This window comes from Candidatus Saccharibacteria bacterium, from assembly GCA_016700015.1.
GTDB lineage: Bacteria > Patescibacteriota > Saccharimonadia > Saccharimonadales > Saccharimonadaceae > Saccharimonas.
Genome location: CP064995.1, coordinates 837,867 through 852,591 on the forward strand (window position 1 = coordinate 837,867; position 14,725 = coordinate 852,591).

Here is a 14,725-nt window from a genome sequence, read left to right on the forward strand (position 1 = left end):
GAACCAGACTATGGAGACTAGTAGCTGCTACCACTACCGCTGGCGGCCGCGATAATCATCATAAGCAAGAAGAAACCAAACGAAAGTATTCCTAGCCCCGCCCAAACAAACGCGATAATCGCCATAATCTTAGCTGTATTTGCTTTACTTGTGGCATCGGGCACATTACCGGCACTTAGCGCCGAGCTTGCCATTGACGAGAAGACGACGGCTAAGATACCAAAGATACTGATACCGCTCAAGATAAGCGAAACGACGCTCATTGTCATGTGGCTATTGACTGGTTGTACACCAGGCGCTACCGGCTGAGCGGGTACGGGTGTTGGCACGGGCGGTACTGGTTGTTGTTCGTTCATTACATCTCCTATGAATTACTTGCTGAGTCTATAGTAGCAGATTTGCTTGTGCTAGCGAATATCGTTGGCACATGGTATGGTAACAGTAGTGAAAATTCTGGGAATTGAGAGTAGTTGTGACGAAACCGCAGCAGCGGTGGTTGAGGATGGGTTCTGCCTACTCAGTAATGTTGTCGTGTCGCAAATCGATATTCACAAGGCCTATGGGGGAGTAGTGCCAGAAGTCGCTGCACGCAGTCACATTGAAGCAATTGGGCCAGTGATTGATAAAGCTCTAGCCGATGCCGACTGTACCTGGAACGACATCGATGCCATTGCCGTCACCTACGCCCCAGGGCTGATTGGATCTTTACTGATCGGCACCCTGGCGGCACGTACCTTGGCGATAACAAAGCACAAACCACTCTACGCCATTCATCATGTAGAGGCCCATGTGTACGCCAATTTCATCACCAGTGCGCCTGGTCAACAATTGGCCCTCCCCGCCAAGCAACCCGCATTCCCCTGCCTAGCGCTCATCGTAAGTGGTGGCCACACCCAGTTAGTGCTCTTCCGTGATCATGGCGACTATAGCCTTCTTGGCCAAACGCAAGACGACGCTGTTGGAGAAGCATTCGACAAGGTCGCAAAAATTCTCGGCCTCTCCTACCCTGGTGGTCCATCAGTGGCTGCGGCTGCCGAGAATGGCGACCCTCATGCCTATGTATTTCCCAGGGCCAAACTTAAGGGCGAGTTTGATTTTTCGTTCTCAGGCCTCAAAACGGCCGTTCTAAGAGCCGTTCAGCGCGAAGCAGGCGTGGACATCACTTTTCCCTCACACGAGCTTGCAGAGCTTCTCACGAGCAAACAGCGGCATGATTTTGCTGCGAGCTTCCAGTACACGGCGGTCGCAACGCTTGTCGATAAGGCATTGGCGGCTTACGAAGCCTATCTACCCGCTTCAGTGGTGATTGCCGGTGGTGTGGCCGCTAGCCAAGAGCTGCGTCGGCAGCTCAGCGATCGTCTGCCGATTGCTATCGAATACGCACCGATGAACCTGTGCACCGACAACGCGGCAATGATCGCCACACTTGGCTATTTTGTCGCGCAGAAATGTGCCGCCACTGATCCCTATTCACTTGAGGTACAGCCCAGCCTTTCTATGTCTCAATCGGTTTGGCGACGCAGCTACTAGGCATTACACGCGCCGCTGTCATAGTGGATGTCGGAGATCCTATACCTTCCATCGTTTGCACCTAGTGGGCCATTGAGTTTAAACCATCGCCCCTCCGGGCCACCTGGCAGCCAGCGCCAGTATTGCCACCACACGGTTCCATCAAATGCTTGTTGGGTATCGAGCCTCATCCAGTAACAGCGCGGAACCCAGACCGCATCAACATCGTGATAAGTAGGCCACCCTGTCCAAGGCGCAGAAAATGTTCCCTTTGACCAACTCCCCTCGTATAGTATCCAGCGGTCGCTAGATGGCATGCGACTCCAGCCAGATACATAAGGAGTACTGTTGTAGTAACCCCATCCAGTGCCGGGATAGTTTGTCCCGTAGTAAGTATTGAGTAAGTTGCCGTTATAGTAGTAGAGCTTTCCCCCTAGCGCGTTGACTTTGTAGCTTGCACTTGCTTGTGGAGCGGATGGTGATAGGACGGCGCCGAGACAAGCAACCAGAAAGCCCGACAGCAACAGCCCCTTCCATGACCAAATATTGATAGATTGTGTCTTTCTCATACTCCCTCCACCTAGTGTATTAGACGACGCTATGTGCGTTCTGTGGCTAGCTTAAAACTACCTCGCTATTTATGCAATACCACTTACAATAGATCTTCTGGTCTGTTATATAATTAGTGTTGTTATTTGCGCAACGACTTAACACGCCGTACGAATTTTTTAGCGGTCGGCAGGCCCTTCGACCAGACCCAGTACAGGGGTGAGAGCGGGTAATCATAGGTACCGACTAGCTTGTCCTCATGGCTAGCAAAGCCCTGCTTGAAACTACTTACCCCGTCGTTTAGTAGGCCGTTCATGTCATAGCGGGCAAGCCCCCACTCTTTGCAAGTAGTAATAGCGTGCCACTTCAGGCCATAGTTAGCTCGTAGTTCTTGTCCCTCTTGGTTCATGCCACCATAAAGCTCAAATGCAGTGCGGCTGCTGATCGCCAACCACACAAACGCTATAGGTTTTTCACCTTTAAATGCCGCAAATATTACCGATGAATCACCAAGATAACGATGAACGTCATAATAATACTTGTCGGTATGAAGGTCGAAGCCGGCGCGTTCAGCAGTGTCGTGATAGATTGCGAGGCATTGGGCAATTTCTTCATCTGTTTTAACCTTCCGAAACACCAGCGCTTCCCTACTCGATTTGCGGATATATTGTCTGGTTTTTTTGCTCATAGCCGTTTCAAGATCAGCCAGTGAACTAGCGAGGTCGAGAATAATTGTACGCGGCAAAAGAATCGTGTTCGTCGTAGGGTGCCATGGGTGGTAGACATCCATCTCACTGTCGTCTGGTTCGATCGATAGCACAGTTCCCGGCAAGTGCTGCTTCGAGTACGCAACGAGCGCCTGGAGTACTTCCCTTTCTTTACCAACCCGCCACACCGGCCCTCGTGGTACATAGTCAAGGCGACGAAATGGCCCAGGCAGACGGCGCACAAGTATCTGTGCCGCACCTTGCACATGATCCTCGTCATCAACAAATAGCACACGGTGCGCCAGCCAGTTGTTTGCCGCTTTTAGCTCACCCCACCCCCATAGTTGCAGCGGGTGACCGCCCATATCATGAACAATTTCATCCCACAGTTCTCTCTCTTCACACACCTTCCCTATCGTCATGCTGCATATTATACACCTAATAGCCATAGGCAAATTTGCATAATTTCGCATGAAGTGTGCTATACTAAAGTAGAACATAAACACGTGGAAAAAATGGCGGTCTTATAGAGGTGTCAGGTATTGACAAATTTTAGAAATGTTTTCACGTGAAAACTTTCTCATTGATACCTATTGTTTTTATTTGCCTTTTTTCGCGTGAAACTAAATAGAACACTACGAGGTTGCATGAAGCTATCTAAAGCCTATACCCCAAATGACTACGAGCCGACAATTTACGCTCTATGGGAGCAGGCTGCGGTATTTGCGCCGAGCGGCAAGGGAGATCCCTATGCCGTCGTCATGCCACCGCCCAACGCCAACGGCAATCTGCACATCGGACACGCCTTAGGGACAGCTGTTCAGGATATTTTAGTCCGCTACCATCGGGCCAGGGGCTACGACGCCGTTTTCGTCCCAGGAGCCGATCATGCTGGATTTGAGACCTGGGTTGTGTACGAAAAAGAACTTGAGGCACTAGGGAGGTCGCGTTTTGAATACTCACGCGACCAACTTTACTCACAAGTATGGGATTTTGTTGACAAACATCGTGGCAATGTGGAGTTACAGCTACGGGCCCTTGGGGCAGGGGTGAGCTGGAACGATTTGGTGTTTACTCTCGACGCCAAAGTAATAGACACCGTTTACAATACGTTCAAGCGCATGTGGGATGACGGACTGGTATACAGGGGTGAGAAAATTGTCAGTTACTGTACCAAGCACCATACGAGCTTCGCGGATATTGAAGTTCAGCACAAAGACGAGAAATCGAAGCTGTGGAAAATTGCCTATCCAACTCTCGACAAAATCGGCGAGATTGTGGTTGCAACCACACGTCCCGAAACCATGCTGGGTGATGTTGCTGTCGCCGTTCACCCCGATGACGAGCGTTACAAGCACCTAGTGAGCACAAAAGTACAGCTACCTATCACTAATAAAGAAATTCCGGTTATCGCGGATAGCTACGTCGACCCCGCATATGGCACTGGCGCCGTGAAGATTACCCCTGCCCATGACCCCAATGACTATGAAATGGCCCAGCGGCATAATTTACCAGCGGTGCAGGTGATAGGTTTTGACGGTAAAATGACCAACGTCCCACAGCAGTATCTTGGCAAAACACCGGAAGAAGCTCGCAAGAGCATTCTCGCAGCATTAGAAGCCGAGGAACTACGTCGTGGCGAGGATGATATCGTGCATGCTGTGGCACATTGCTACAAGTGTGGTACGGTTATCGAACCACTTCTCAAAGAACAATGGTTTCTTAAAATGGAAACGTTAGCCGCACGTGCAATTGCAGCGATCGAGGCCGGTGAGGTTAGCTTTACGCCAAGCAACAAAGGAAGTGTGGTCATCAACTACCTCAAACAGCTGCGCGACTGGAACCTAAGCCGACAAATCCCGTGGGGGATACCGATTCCAGCGTTTCAGAGTACTACAAACCCCGATGATTGGATATTTGATCGGCGTGTCGATGAAAAACAAATTGTTGTCAATGGCACAACATATATCAGAGAAGAAGATACCTTTGACACCTGGTTTAGTAGTGGCCAGTGGCCGTTTATCACCACCGATTTCCTAACTGGCGGTCGCCTGGCAAAATTCTACCCCAACGCTGTTATGGAAACGGCGGGGGACATTTTGTTCGCCTGGGTGGCACGTATGATTATGCTTGGCCTCTATGTTACTGATACTGTGCCGTTCCGTCACGTCTATTTACATGGTCTGGTACTTGACGAGCGGGGCGTGAAGATGAGCAAAAGTAAGGGTAATGTTATCAACCCCATGGAAATCGTTAGTGAATATGGCAGCGATGCACTGCGCTTTGGTATTGTATCGGCCCGTAGCGCAGCCCAACCGCAAGCGTTTAGTGCTGGCAAGGTGGTTGCCGGGCGCAACCTCTGTAATAAGTTGTGGAATGTTGCACGGTTCATCGAAGCTAGCAGCGGTGAAGTGGTCGTAAAACCCCACCCTGAACCCCGTAGCCTTGCCGACCACTGGATTATCCATCGCCTTAACCTCGCCACCGAGCAGTTGCAGGCTCAGCTCGATGATTATCGATTTGCCGAAGCGGCCGAAACAGTCTACCACCTGATTTGGGATGATATCGCCGACTGGTATATTGAGGTCAGCAAAGTCGAAGCAAATGTCAGCATGAGCGCCTACGTGCTCGATACTGCTCTTAAACTGTCACATCCATTCATGCCGTTTGTTACCGAGACAATCTGGCAATCCCTCGATTGGCACGATGATCTACTCGCCGCGCAGCCGTGGCCACCGGTGACCGACTGTAATGAGCTTGCCGCCGCTGAATTTGGCCGGCTAAAGCGCCTCGTAACAGAGATACGCTATGTCACAAGCGAGCTACCTGGCAACATTAAATATTCAGTAATCTATGGTGACGATGCACTTGTCGCTGATAATGCCGAGCTAATACGCCGCTTAGCGAAATTGCAGTCCGTCGTTTATACCGATACACCGCGTGGACTGCGCCTTGCCGCCAGCGGTCGTGATGCCTGGCTCGACATCGATGCCGAGACACTATATGAACACCAAACAAACCTCGAACGTCGGCTGGCAGAAGCTAACCGCGAGGCTGACATGCTAACAACTCGACTGGCCAATGAACACTACGTTGCGAAGGCTCCTGCTAACCTAGTAGAAGAGACCAAACAGCAACTTACCAGCAAAAAAGCACTTATAGAGCGCCTTGAAGCCGAGCTGACAGTTATCGGTTCTAGTGACTAGTCAACAATCGGCAAATTTGCATTGTCGAAAGCGTGACGACCACCAAACTCAATCTGTTTGAGCACGTATTTGTGGTGCGCCTCACGACGGGGAGGCACTGTAGGACTCTGGTATGTAAAGCTGCTCATGAGGGAATTTCGCGCAGCATTGTGATCGGGGTGAGTGTGTGTATCTGATTCAATGACAGTACGAAATCGCTGGACCAGTTCATCGGTGGTACTAACCGCATCAAAAGGACGATGGAGAGCAGTTGTCGCAGCACGGTCGACGCGCCCGTCGTGCATAAACACCCCAAAGGCCGTCAGGAGGCTGACAGAGGTCATGACTTTATGTGCAATGGTGGTGAGTGTTTCCATATGTTTGTTTTGTTGGGTAACACTACCAAATGTAGCATAAACTTTTTGAATTGTCAATGTGATGTCATTTCATAGGTGGTGATAGGGGTGAGCGGTAGCTATACACTGTGCCCTATACAGCTGCTCAACAACTACCAGCCTCACTAGTTGATGAGGCAGCACCAGCGATGAAAGTGACAAGACTAAGTCAGCACGAGCCCGCAGCTCTTTATCAACTCCATAAGCACCCCCGATAACGAAAACAAGCTGTTTGCCGCGCACAAAATAATCTACGACCACATCGGACAGGGTAGAGGAGTCGAGCTGAGTGCCGCGTTCGTCAAGCAAAATAACCGTGTCGGTAGGCGCAAGGCGCTTACGTATGGTGTGAGACTCGTTGTCGCGGGCTCTAGTGCCTTCTTCAGCACTGTGTGGTAAAAGTACCCACTCGACATTCCACGGCGCTCTGAGACGCTTAGAGTAGCGTTCGATACCCTCCGCAACCCACGACTCATGCTTTTTACCGATGGTAATGATTTTAATCATCGAACCGTAGGATAGTCGCTAATTCAGCTAACTCATCTTGAGTCGGCGTGGGACTGTTGGCGTGCTTCCCCATGTATTCCCCATAGTTAAATGGCAGTACATGCACATGGGCATGCGGAACGTCAACACCCTTAACTGAAATGCCAATTCGATCTGTTTTTAGCTTCGCCTGATGGTTATTTGCTACTTTTTTTACGGCAGCCCATACCGCCTGATAGGTTTTATCGTCGAGGTGATTAAACTGATCAACCTGGACTTTTGGTACGACTAGCGTGTGGCCAATGACATTGGGTGAGATGTCCAGAAACGCGAGAATATCGGCGTTCTCGTACACTTTATGGCAGGGGATCTCACCCTTGATAATTTTCGTGAAAATTGAGTCTTTCATAAATCTTAGTATACTCCATGCTCTTTTTGCATTTTTGCATATTCGTGGTACAGTAATAGTAATTGCATGACATCCACCACTGAGGAGGTGACCCTGTGCTCGCAACGTTCTTTTCATCACTGTCGAGTAGTGGTGCGGTACAAGGCATCACTGGCCTCGTGGGCCTCGTTGCCTCGGCAGCACTGTACAAATTGTTCATCGACTTCATTCAGCCCTGGGAGCAGGGCATCCGCACACGGAACAACAAGCCCGACATGCGTCACCTTCCTATGGGATGGGCACGCAAGTCTACACTCTGGGCTTCGCTACTACTGCTCCTTGCCTTACTCGGCCTGGGGTTGTTCACTGAAATCCTCAGTGGTTGGTTGTTCCTGGCTGGCCTGATCACACTGGTCACTCTGCTTGTCCTGACGCTCACTTCCTGGCCTCGCGGCGAGAACTGGGCACATAGTGAGCCTGGGATTGTATGGAAGGTGCCGGGGTGGTTCAACTGGACCCACATCTCGTTGAAGCGTGAGATCAGGACCCCCGTCATGGAGAACGCCTCTGACGCAACCGGCCTGCCGGTCTACCTTCAGCTGGCCTACCAGTGGTCGCGCACCCCAGATCACCCAGGGGCGCAGTGGTTGTCCTGGAACGGCATCGAGAACCTCGAAGCCACCATGGACGCACTGGTTATGAGTGTCGCCCAGGCGGAACTCAAAGCAGTCGCCGGTGCCGCTGCTATGAGCCCGGCACAACAAGCGGCGTTTGTGGAGCGCATCCTTGTGGCGTGTGTCGACGAGTTCTCGGCCCACATGGGCACGATACTGTACTACGTGTCGGTCGCCGTGTTGGGCCTACCACCCCAGGTGGCTGGCTCGCGCATCATCGCCGAGGCGCTGTCGGCGCTGACGCCAGATGAGGCGGCAGAACAACGCGAAGTTCTGCGCGCTGCTGTTGTGGCACTTGATGCCACGCAGTCGAGCACATAGCTCGCTCGCCCTCCCTTGTCCGCTTGCGGATGGGGGAGGGCATTTTCATGCGCAGCCTGCTACAATTAGTGATGAGTAAGGAGAGGTGTCTGAGTGGTTGAAGGTGCCGCTCTCGAAAAGCGGTGTGCGGTTTTCCCGTACCGGGAGTTCGAATCTCCCCCTCTCCGCCAAAGTAATAGGATCCAGCACGGCGCTGGATCCTATTACTTTGGCGACCGAACTAGGTATCTTGAGACCGTAGCGACAAGCGACTAATCAATACGGTAGAAGTGCGTACGGATTAATGTTTTGTAAGGATCCCATATTTGCTTGGCTTTTTTATGAGTGAGCGTCGACATTTTGACCAAAATCACGAGCAGCATTGTGAGACCAGTACATAGAAGAGCGGCAAGCACGCGGTAAACCGCTCCGTCACCCGCATCGAGTAACATGACAAATGACAGTGTGACTGTGAAGAGTACCAACATAATCATCCATTCATTGCTAAAGACTCGGTTTGTCATTTGCATCGCAAAGTTTGTGCGGTTAAGTTCATTTGCAACAAGCTTTTCAAGAAATTGCCTTATCAAATCTTGATGCTCGCCTCGGTAGTCCACACAATAGCTAATGAGCTTTTCGTACCTTTCCTCGCCTTCACCTGCTTTACATTGTTTCGCAGATGCATTGACGTACTCATATAGCAACCTTTTTAGGTCAGCACGAATAGGGTCGGGGAACGACTTCAGTGTCAACATCATTGCGAATACCGCATTTGCCTCTTGGCGAACAATTTTATGGAGTTCTTCAATACGCAGTTTTTGTGAAGAAAGGATCGGGGCAATATAAAAGCCATAGAGAAAGGAGTTCACTGAAAAAAGTGTTAGTGCAGCACTGTCAAATTTCATCCTTGGCGCGAGAAAAACCACCGCGAAGAAAATGAGAAAAAAACCTAAAAAATAATGGGTAAGACGAATCTTAGTAAGCAAAAGTTGTTTCATAGTAATTAACACTATACCCGATAAACAAGAGTTCTATCAATACATAGTAACCACGGGTATAATAACCAACATACTACCCACGCATTTCTCAAACGAGAATAATCACGGGTGAACCCCTGATTTCTTCTTTTAATCCCACCGGTTACGCGTCACACATTCGGCATACTTAATCAGTGCGTTACCAAAGAAAATAGAGGTAACAATGACCTCTATTTTCTCTGGTACACCCGGTACGATTCGAACGTGCGACCTTTGGCTCCGCAAGCCAACGCTCTATCCAGCTGAGCTACGGGTGCATATGCTGGTAATTGTTACTGTACTGCATGTCGATACAGCTGGATAGAGCGTTTGGCGTGTCGTGTTCGCTGAAGGCTCTCCAGGCTGAGCCACGGGGCATATGCTGGTGGCGGTGTAGTGCATGCAACTGACAAATCATAGCACGTATCAGAGGTGAAGGCAAGCCCTACAACCTAAGTCGGGCGAGTAAGTTGTCAATCATATCTGGCTTAACCTCTTTCATAGGAAGGCGAGTTGCAAGCATATCTACGAGCGATTCGCCAACTTCTTCCGGAAAATAAATCGTGTGGCCAATCTGAAAACGACGGCGAGGCGTAAAGACAATCGCATGCTTATCGTCCTTACTCAGTACTCCAAATGATTTAAATTGATCGTAGGGAAATAGTTTATCGTCGACATGTAACCCCTTGCGGCTCAGCGTATAGTCATGAATTACCGCTGGACGTTTGACATACACCACGAGAGCGACTGCCATGATGGGAATAAGCACCATAAACGTGATCGATTTCATCAGGAAAAAGGCGATAGCCATCAGCGCCACTACGACTACACCTAGTCCTATAAACCATGGTCGCGATTGTTCTTGCTGTACGTATTCAGCCGCCTGCCAGCGCAGTACTGATGCGTCATCTTCATTTATCTCGTCAGTATCATCCACTATCATAACTTCGGGGTTGCTGGCATCTTCATCCGCTACAGACATATCGACTGGTTCGACTACCGTATCGTCTGGTGGCTGAGCCTCCAATTCAGTTGGAGCCGGTGGAACGGTGGTTTCGATGGGGGACGCCTGATACGGAGCCGCCGCGGGTGCCTGCGGTGGTTGCTGCCATGTTTGCTGTTCGTCCTGGGACTGTGGTTGCATACGATTAGTATAACATGAGCAATAAGCCTATGTTCAACCACTGTACCACACTGTTGTTTTGTGCTACAATACTGCGAGCCCATACATCTGTTAAGCATATAGCCTTAACTCTACGGAGGAGTACCCAAGTGGCTGAAGGGGACGGTTTGCTAAATCGTTAGTATGGGGAGACCTGTAGCGGGAGTTCGAATCTCCCCTCCTCCGCCAACTAAAATAGGGGTCTTTCGACCTCTATTTTAGTTGATGTAAGGCGCAGCACTATCTCTCGCCGATCCCGTAACAATGTTCACATTTTCACCCTAATACCAGTGTGAAGCGTGGTAAAACGGTGTATACTGAAGCGTAGAACCGTACAGATACAATAAGCGGAGAGATTTACAAATGAAACGATCCATAAAATTATTTACAAGCTATGTCGTAGCCGCTTTTAGCGTACTCGCACTTGATGTTGCACAGGCTCACGCCGTGGGCACTATATCCGATGGTGCCGGCTCGGCGCGCGGTAAAGATCAGCCCATCGATCTCTTTGGTGATGTCGGCGTGTTTTCAAAAATCAGTAGTGTTCTGTTGTTTATCGTCGGCGCTATCGCGGTAATTATGATTGTGATCGGCGGCCTTCGCTACGTGGTGTCGGGTGGCGATGCCAGTCAGGTCCAATCTGCAAAAAACACTATCCTCTATGCGCTTGTCGGTGTAATTGTGGCTATTTTGGCCTACGCAGCCGTCAATTTTGTTATTGGTAGTTTTGTACCAACTACAAGCACCGGCTCAAGCTCCTACGGCGCATCAACGCGGTAGTTGTCTTTCTAACAACATATATCCGTTATCCTTTACCCGTGTCTGCCAGCCATCGTCAATCAGGTGTTTGGTTATGCTGCCCTTTTCGGCGCCAAGAAAGCAGCTGATACGGAAGGCGTTAAACTGTTCTTTTCGGTACTGTTCATCTTTAATAATACGCTCATACTCCGCAAAATAGTCTTTGCCATTTAGCCGCCAACTGGGCATGCGTCCATCAATAAATACTTTTTGGTTTGGGGCACGCCATATGAGGTAGCCGCCATCATTGTAATCGTTAAACAAGTTGCCAGTACAGGGGCGAGTAACAAGCGACTGGGCAGCCACCCGGGGATATGCTGACTCGGGGTCAAGCCGAATGTGTTGAAGCCCGTCATAGGCAAGAGTGGTGACAGCTAGGGCTACCACTGTAATACCGAGGCCAGCAATCCGTTTGTCATCGAGCAACTTCCAGAACGAGCTGGACCTCCCCATAGACTGCAAAATAACCGGTAGGCTTGCAAGGGCAAACAGCGGAATATGCCGGGATGCGCTCAGTACAAGCAGTAGTGTGACTGTGTCGAAATGAACAAATGCCCGCCAGCTACTTTGCTTGCCTGCTACAGCGCGAGCGACTACCCATAGCCCCACCAGTATTCCCAGCCCTATTTCGAGCTGGAACGACTCCCATTCCCCGATACGGCTATGGAGCGCTGTGTCGCCTGCGGTGCGAAATACTTCGGTATAGAGTTCGGTGCCATAAGGGTTGATTAATGTCACCATGCAAGCAACGAGCAGCAATAAAAATGTATGCCAGCTTTGATGTTTTAGCCAACAAAACCCAAGATACACGAGTCCGACAATAAATGAACCGTGCATGTTTGCCCATAGCAGCATGAGCGGAAGTGCCCACACCCAGCGTACTTTTTTTGATTGTCGCATCACAACCATAAGCAGCGCAAGCAGAAATACTGTCCAGGCAGCTGCTCGTACACCGGCGAACGGTAGTGCTACCAAGGCCGCCAACACCAATAGCGTTTTGTATCGATAAGGCGCAGCTACTAACCAAAATGCAGCCGCCCATAGGACCGCATACACGACAGAGAGCCCGGTATAGCCAGTAAAGTTATAGATAAGGAAGTTGGCAACATCGGCTAGCCATTCGTGGTGGATCCAGGGGAAACCCGCTGCGGTGTAGGTGAAAATATCTGTTTTTGGTATGCCATGTTCGAAGATATATCGACCGGAGGTAATGTGCCAGCCGAAGTCCGGGTCGATGGTAAATCGAGATTTGAGGAAAAATAACAAAAAGAGAAGGAGAAAGACGACTCGACCGTCGAGCCGGGCAAGCCAATAGAAAAATTGCTTTGGTGAGCGCCTCATTTTATTTACTATACACGGCCAAGCAAAACGACCCAGCTTGAAGAGGGTGGGGTCGCCTGTGTGTGGGCGAGATGTCGCTATCACTCCTCCGCTTGTTTGAAAAATGAGCAAGCTCCTTTTTCGGCACTGCGCTCCGCCGAACTCGCGGTTGTCCGCCAAGTGGCGGACCCGCGAGCACGTATCTGCGCCTATTCCGCCAGACAAAGCGACCCCTTTCGGGGTCGCTTTGTCTGGCGGAGAGGGCGAGATTCGAACTCGCGGTGAGTTGCCCCACGACGGTTTTCAAGACCGTTACCATCAACCACTCGGTCACCTCTCCATGGTAACTCCGAAATTATACCAGTAGTGGGGTCATTTTTCCAGAGGTTGGCGGGCGAGAACAACTAGCCAAACGTCTGTCGCGCCCGCTTCGCGCAGTTTCCGTGCCGCGTACTGTGCCGTTGCGCCAGTTGTAAGCACGTCGTCCACTAGTAGATATGTCTTTGGTACACACGCCTGGGAATTAAATGCTTGTTTTGCCTGTTCAATGCGCAGTTTACGTGAAGCGCCTTGCTGCCGCGCTGATGTTCGGCGAGATAATACGGCTCGGTAGGTTAATCCACGACGCTTTGCGAACTCCTGTGCAAGCAGCGCTGTATGGTCATAGCCACGTTGACGGATATGAGCGCTCACCGTCGCAACCGGTGTCACAATACAATCGGCAGGCAGAACTGGCAGGGTCTGGTCGAGTAACTCGGCCATAACTCGATATGCTTCCTTACTCCTGTTGAACTTGTAGGCATGGATAACTGCTTCCAGCGCCGCCCGCTTTTCGCCGAGGCACCATGCCCTTGAATAGGCGACACGATGGGACGAACAGACACCATATCTCCACCCTTCCACACCCCCACACAGTACGCAGGCACTAAATCCATCACTTTCGATGTCATATTTACAATATTCACACAAAATAGCTCCAATGCTGCCGCAAGAGCGACAGTAGTGGGGAGCAAGCATGTCCGAAAGCCGTCGAAGCATTGTATTTTTTACGTTCGCAAGCATTGTTTTATTGATTATACCGCAACCGTTAGCTATAATGTATCCAGACTAATTGTCAACATGCCAATGAGAAAGTGGAGGATATCATGGCCCGTAAACAGAATGACGATCTGTTGATCGAAGACGAACTCGCTGCTGCGTTTCTAAACGATGACAGTATGGCAGACGATCAAACATCTGCACCACAACCACAAGTAGCTGACGATGCGAACTGGGGCGAAGCTGAAGACGACTTCCCAGGTCAGTTAGCGGTAGACGTATACGAAACCGATGACCAATTGGTTGTCAAGGCTCGTACTGCCGGCGTGAACAAAGAAGACCTCGATGTCAGCATCAGCGACGGTATTCTAACCATCAGCGGCACGCTCAGCAGCGGTGACGACTCGGTCGCTACCAACTGGCACATCCAGGAATGCTACTGGGGCGAATTTAGCCGCACACTTGCGCTACCCGTACCAGTAAAGGAAGACGAAGTAGCGGCTGTCCTAAAGGACGGCGTACTCACCATCAACTTTAGCAAAATTAGGCAAGAACAAGCCAAGAAGATCCCTATTCAGTAGGGATTATCTGTACTAAACAGTCAATACCGTCTTTAGGGGCGGTATTTTCGTAAGAAGTATGGAAGATCCAAGACGCATAAAAATATACCGGCGCTTAAAGCGCCGGTATATGGTTTGAGTCAGTCGACACTATACCGCGTTGTCTTTGTTTGCAAAGCTACTTATGACAAAGTTGACGGCTGCGTAAGCAAGGATCGCAACAACAAGCCCAATGATTGCGTAAAGAATTGTGTTCTTCGCAGAGGTGACTGCTGAGCTATCGCCTTGCGATACGGTGTAGCGAATACCACCGATGATCAGCATAACAACCGAGACCGCGCCGATAATGAACAATAAGACATTGGTGACAGTTTGGAAGATACCACCAGTGCCAAAGAGGCTATCTGGCTGGTCCTCACTTTTTGCGCATGATGCCGATTGGCTAAGGCTGAGGTTGGCGGCATTACAGTCGACAGCAGCGACCGCAACTGCAGACGAAACCGTCACACAAAGGCCAAGCATCACGAGCGGTGCAGTCACAGCTGACCGAATCCGCATCTTGAGAGTACTATTCATTTTTTGGTTCCTTTCCTAATTACTGGAATTACTCTTGACTCTATATATACCAGATAACACGC

At 50.3% G+C, this 14,725-nt stretch carries 16 protein-coding genes and 4 tRNA genes; 7 read left to right on the forward strand and 13 right to left on the reverse strand.

Going from position 1 to position 14,725, the window contains the following annotated elements; translation table 11 throughout:
* Positions 1-17: 17 nt before the first annotated feature.
* A complete protein-coding gene (locus IPM09_04635; protein QQS21775.1) occupies positions 18-356 on the reverse strand; it encodes a CD225/dispanin family protein in 339 nt (112 codons plus the stop codon).
* A gap of 88 nt (positions 357-444) precedes the next feature.
* On the opposite strand from IPM09_04635, the gene tsaD reads away from it, so the two are divergent.
* Entirely contained in the window at positions 445-1,530 is a 1,086-nt protein-coding gene (tsaD, locus tag IPM09_04640; GenBank protein ID QQS22473.1) for a tRNA (adenosine(37)-N6)-threonylcarbamoyltransferase complex transferase subunit TsaD, read from the forward strand.
* Here the strand turns inward: tsaD and IPM09_04645 are convergent.
* On the reverse strand, positions 1,527-2,078 hold the full coding sequence (locus tag IPM09_04645; protein QQS21776.1) for a hypothetical protein: 552 nt from the start codon (positions 2,076-2,078) through the stop codon (positions 1,527-1,529). The genes tsaD and IPM09_04645 overlap by 4 nt on opposite strands.
* Positions 2,079-2,200: 122 nt before the next feature.
* Positions 2,201-3,187: a peptidoglycan bridge formation glycyltransferase FemA/FemB family protein gene (locus IPM09_04650; protein ID QQS21777.1), complete on the reverse strand. Its 987-nt coding sequence runs from the start codon at positions 3,185-3,187 to the stop codon at positions 2,201-2,203.
* Positions 3,188-3,412: 225 nt separating this feature from the next.
* Between IPM09_04650 and IPM09_04655 the strand changes: the two genes are divergently transcribed.
* Positions 3,413-5,971, forward strand: coding sequence for a valine--tRNA ligase (locus IPM09_04655; protein ID QQS21778.1), 2,559 nt, complete (start codon positions 3,413-3,415; stop codon positions 5,969-5,971).
* On the opposite strand, the gene IPM09_04660 is transcribed toward IPM09_04655, so the two are convergent.
* The 3 genes from IPM09_04660 to IPM09_04670 all read right to left on the reverse strand — a co-directional run bounded on the left by IPM09_04660 (position 5,968) and on the right by IPM09_04670 (position 7,240).
* Positions 5,968-6,327, reverse strand: a complete 360-nt coding sequence (locus IPM09_04660; protein QQS21779.1) for a hypothetical protein — start codon at positions 6,325-6,327, stop codon at positions 5,968-5,970. The genes IPM09_04655 and IPM09_04660 overlap by 4 nt on opposite strands.
* Before the next feature lie 69 nt (positions 6,328-6,396).
* Entirely contained in the window at positions 6,397-6,852 is a 456-nt protein-coding gene (locus IPM09_04665) for a 23S rRNA (pseudouridine(1915)-N(3))-methyltransferase RlmH (protein QQS21780.1), read from the reverse strand.
* Positions 6,845-7,240, reverse strand: a complete 396-nt coding sequence (locus IPM09_04670; GenBank protein ID QQS21781.1) for an HIT domain-containing protein — start codon at positions 7,238-7,240, stop codon at positions 6,845-6,847. The genes IPM09_04665 and IPM09_04670 overlap by 8 nt, the downstream gene beginning before the upstream one ends.
* A gap of 626 nt (positions 7,241-7,866) precedes the next feature.
* Between IPM09_04670 and IPM09_04675 the strand changes: the two genes are divergently transcribed.
* Both IPM09_04675 and IPM09_04680 read left to right on the forward strand, forming a co-directional pair.
* The gene (locus IPM09_04675) at positions 7,867-8,214 is read left to right on the forward strand and encodes a hypothetical protein (GenBank protein QQS21782.1); all 348 of its coding nucleotides are present in this window, start codon (positions 7,867-7,869) and stop codon (positions 8,212-8,214) included.
* A gap of 79 nt (positions 8,215-8,293) precedes the next feature.
* Positions 8,294-8,384, forward strand: a tRNA-Ser gene (locus IPM09_04680).
* Between the two features lie 81 nt (positions 8,385-8,465).
* Here IPM09_04680 and IPM09_04685 read toward each other — a convergent pair.
* The 3 genes from IPM09_04685 to IPM09_04695 all read right to left on the reverse strand — a co-directional run bounded on the left by IPM09_04685 (position 8,466) and on the right by IPM09_04695 (position 10,353).
* Entirely contained in the window at positions 8,466-9,191 is a 726-nt protein-coding gene (locus IPM09_04685; protein QQS21783.1) for a hypothetical protein, read from the reverse strand.
* A 219-nt stretch (positions 9,192-9,410) separates the two neighbouring features.
* A tRNA-Arg gene (locus tag IPM09_04690) sits at positions 9,411-9,487 on the reverse strand.
* Positions 9,488-9,654: 167 nt separating this feature from the next.
* A complete protein-coding gene (locus IPM09_04695) occupies positions 9,655-10,353 on the reverse strand; it encodes a hypothetical protein (protein ID QQS21784.1) in 699 nt (232 codons plus the stop codon).
* 114 nt (positions 10,354-10,467) lie between these two features.
* Here IPM09_04695 and IPM09_04700 point away from each other — a divergent pair.
* Positions 10,468-10,560: transfer RNA gene (locus IPM09_04700), tRNA-Ser, on the forward strand.
* 174 nt (positions 10,561-10,734) lie between these two features.
* On the forward strand, positions 10,735-11,151 hold the full coding sequence (locus tag IPM09_04705; protein ID QQS21785.1) for a hypothetical protein: 417 nt from the start codon (positions 10,735-10,737) through the stop codon (positions 11,149-11,151).
* On the opposite strand, the gene IPM09_04710 is transcribed toward IPM09_04705, so the two are convergent.
* The 3 genes from IPM09_04710 to IPM09_04720 form a co-directional block, all read right to left on the reverse strand.
* Complete coding sequence (locus tag IPM09_04710; GenBank protein QQS21786.1) at positions 11,140-12,510, reverse strand: hypothetical protein; 1,371 nt, start codon at positions 12,508-12,510, stop codon at positions 11,140-11,142. The two genes, IPM09_04705 and IPM09_04710, sit on opposite strands and share 12 nt — an antisense overlap.
* Before the next feature lie 231 nt (positions 12,511-12,741).
* Positions 12,742-12,829: transfer RNA gene (locus tag IPM09_04715), tRNA-Ser, on the reverse strand.
* Between the two features lie 32 nt (positions 12,830-12,861).
* Positions 12,862-13,551 carry a ComF family protein gene (locus IPM09_04720; GenBank protein QQS21787.1) on the reverse strand — a complete coding sequence of 230 codons (690 nt, stop codon included), beginning with the start codon at positions 13,549-13,551 and terminating at the stop codon, positions 12,862-12,864.
* Between the two features lie 83 nt (positions 13,552-13,634).
* Here IPM09_04720 and IPM09_04725 point away from each other — a divergent pair, with 83 nt between their 5' ends.
* A complete protein-coding gene (locus tag IPM09_04725; protein QQS21788.1) occupies positions 13,635-14,108 on the forward strand; it encodes an Hsp20/alpha crystallin family protein in 474 nt (157 codons plus the stop codon).
* A 129-nt stretch (positions 14,109-14,237) separates the two neighbouring features.
* Here the strand turns inward: IPM09_04725 and IPM09_04730 are convergent, their stop codons facing one another.
* The gene (locus IPM09_04730; GenBank protein QQS22474.1) at positions 14,238-14,609 is read right to left on the reverse strand and encodes a hypothetical protein; all 372 of its coding nucleotides are present in this window, start codon (positions 14,607-14,609) and stop codon (positions 14,238-14,240) included.
* Positions 14,610-14,725: the final 116 nt, after the last annotated feature.

Excerpts from the sequence above, each read along its gene's own strand:
- IPM09_04720 (QQS21787.1), bottom strand. The coding sequence starts at position 13,551 with ATGCTTGCGAACGTAAAAAATACAATGCTTCGACGGCTTTCGGACATG.
- IPM09_04655 (QQS21778.1), top strand. The coding sequence starts at position 3,413 with ATGAAGCTATCTAAAGCCTATACCCCAAATGACTACGAGCCGACAATT.
- IPM09_04645 (QQS21776.1), bottom strand. The coding sequence starts at position 2,078 with ATGAGAAAGACACAATCTATCAATATTTGGTCATGGAAGGGGCTGTTG.
- IPM09_04730 (QQS22474.1), bottom strand. The coding sequence starts at position 14,609 with ATGCTTGGCCTTTGTGTGACGGTTTCGTCTGCAGTTGCGGTCGCTGCT.
- IPM09_04695 (QQS21784.1), bottom strand. The coding sequence starts at position 10,353 with ATGCAACCACAGTCCCAGGACGAACAGCAAACATGGCAGCAACCACCG.
- IPM09_04710 (QQS21786.1), bottom strand. The coding sequence starts at position 12,510 with ATGAGGCGCTCACCAAAGCAATTTTTCTATTGGCTTGCCCGGCTCGAC.
- IPM09_04660 (QQS21779.1), bottom strand. The coding sequence starts at position 6,327 with ATGGAAACACTCACCACCATTGCACATAAAGTCATGACCTCTGTCAGC.
- IPM09_04635 (QQS21775.1), bottom strand. The coding sequence starts at position 356 with ATGAACGAACAACAACCAGTACCGCCCGTGCCAACACCCGTACCCGCT.
- IPM09_04705 (QQS21785.1), top strand. The coding sequence starts at position 10,735 with ATGAAACGATCCATAAAATTATTTACAAGCTATGTCGTAGCCGCTTTT.
- IPM09_04685 (QQS21783.1), bottom strand. The coding sequence starts at position 9,191 with ATGAAACAACTTTTGCTTACTAAGATTCGTCTTACCCATTATTTTTTA.
- IPM09_04670 (QQS21781.1), bottom strand. The coding sequence starts at position 7,240 with ATGAAAGACTCAATTTTCACGAAAATTATCAAGGGTGAGATCCCCTGC.
- IPM09_04665 (QQS21780.1), bottom strand. The coding sequence starts at position 6,852 with ATGATTAAAATCATTACCATCGGTAAAAAGCATGAGTCGTGGGTTGCG.
- IPM09_04650 (QQS21777.1), bottom strand. The coding sequence starts at position 3,187 with ATGACGATAGGGAAGGTGTGTGAAGAGAGAGAACTGTGGGATGAAATT.
- IPM09_04725 (QQS21788.1), top strand. The coding sequence starts at position 13,635 with ATGGCCCGTAAACAGAATGACGATCTGTTGATCGAAGACGAACTCGCT.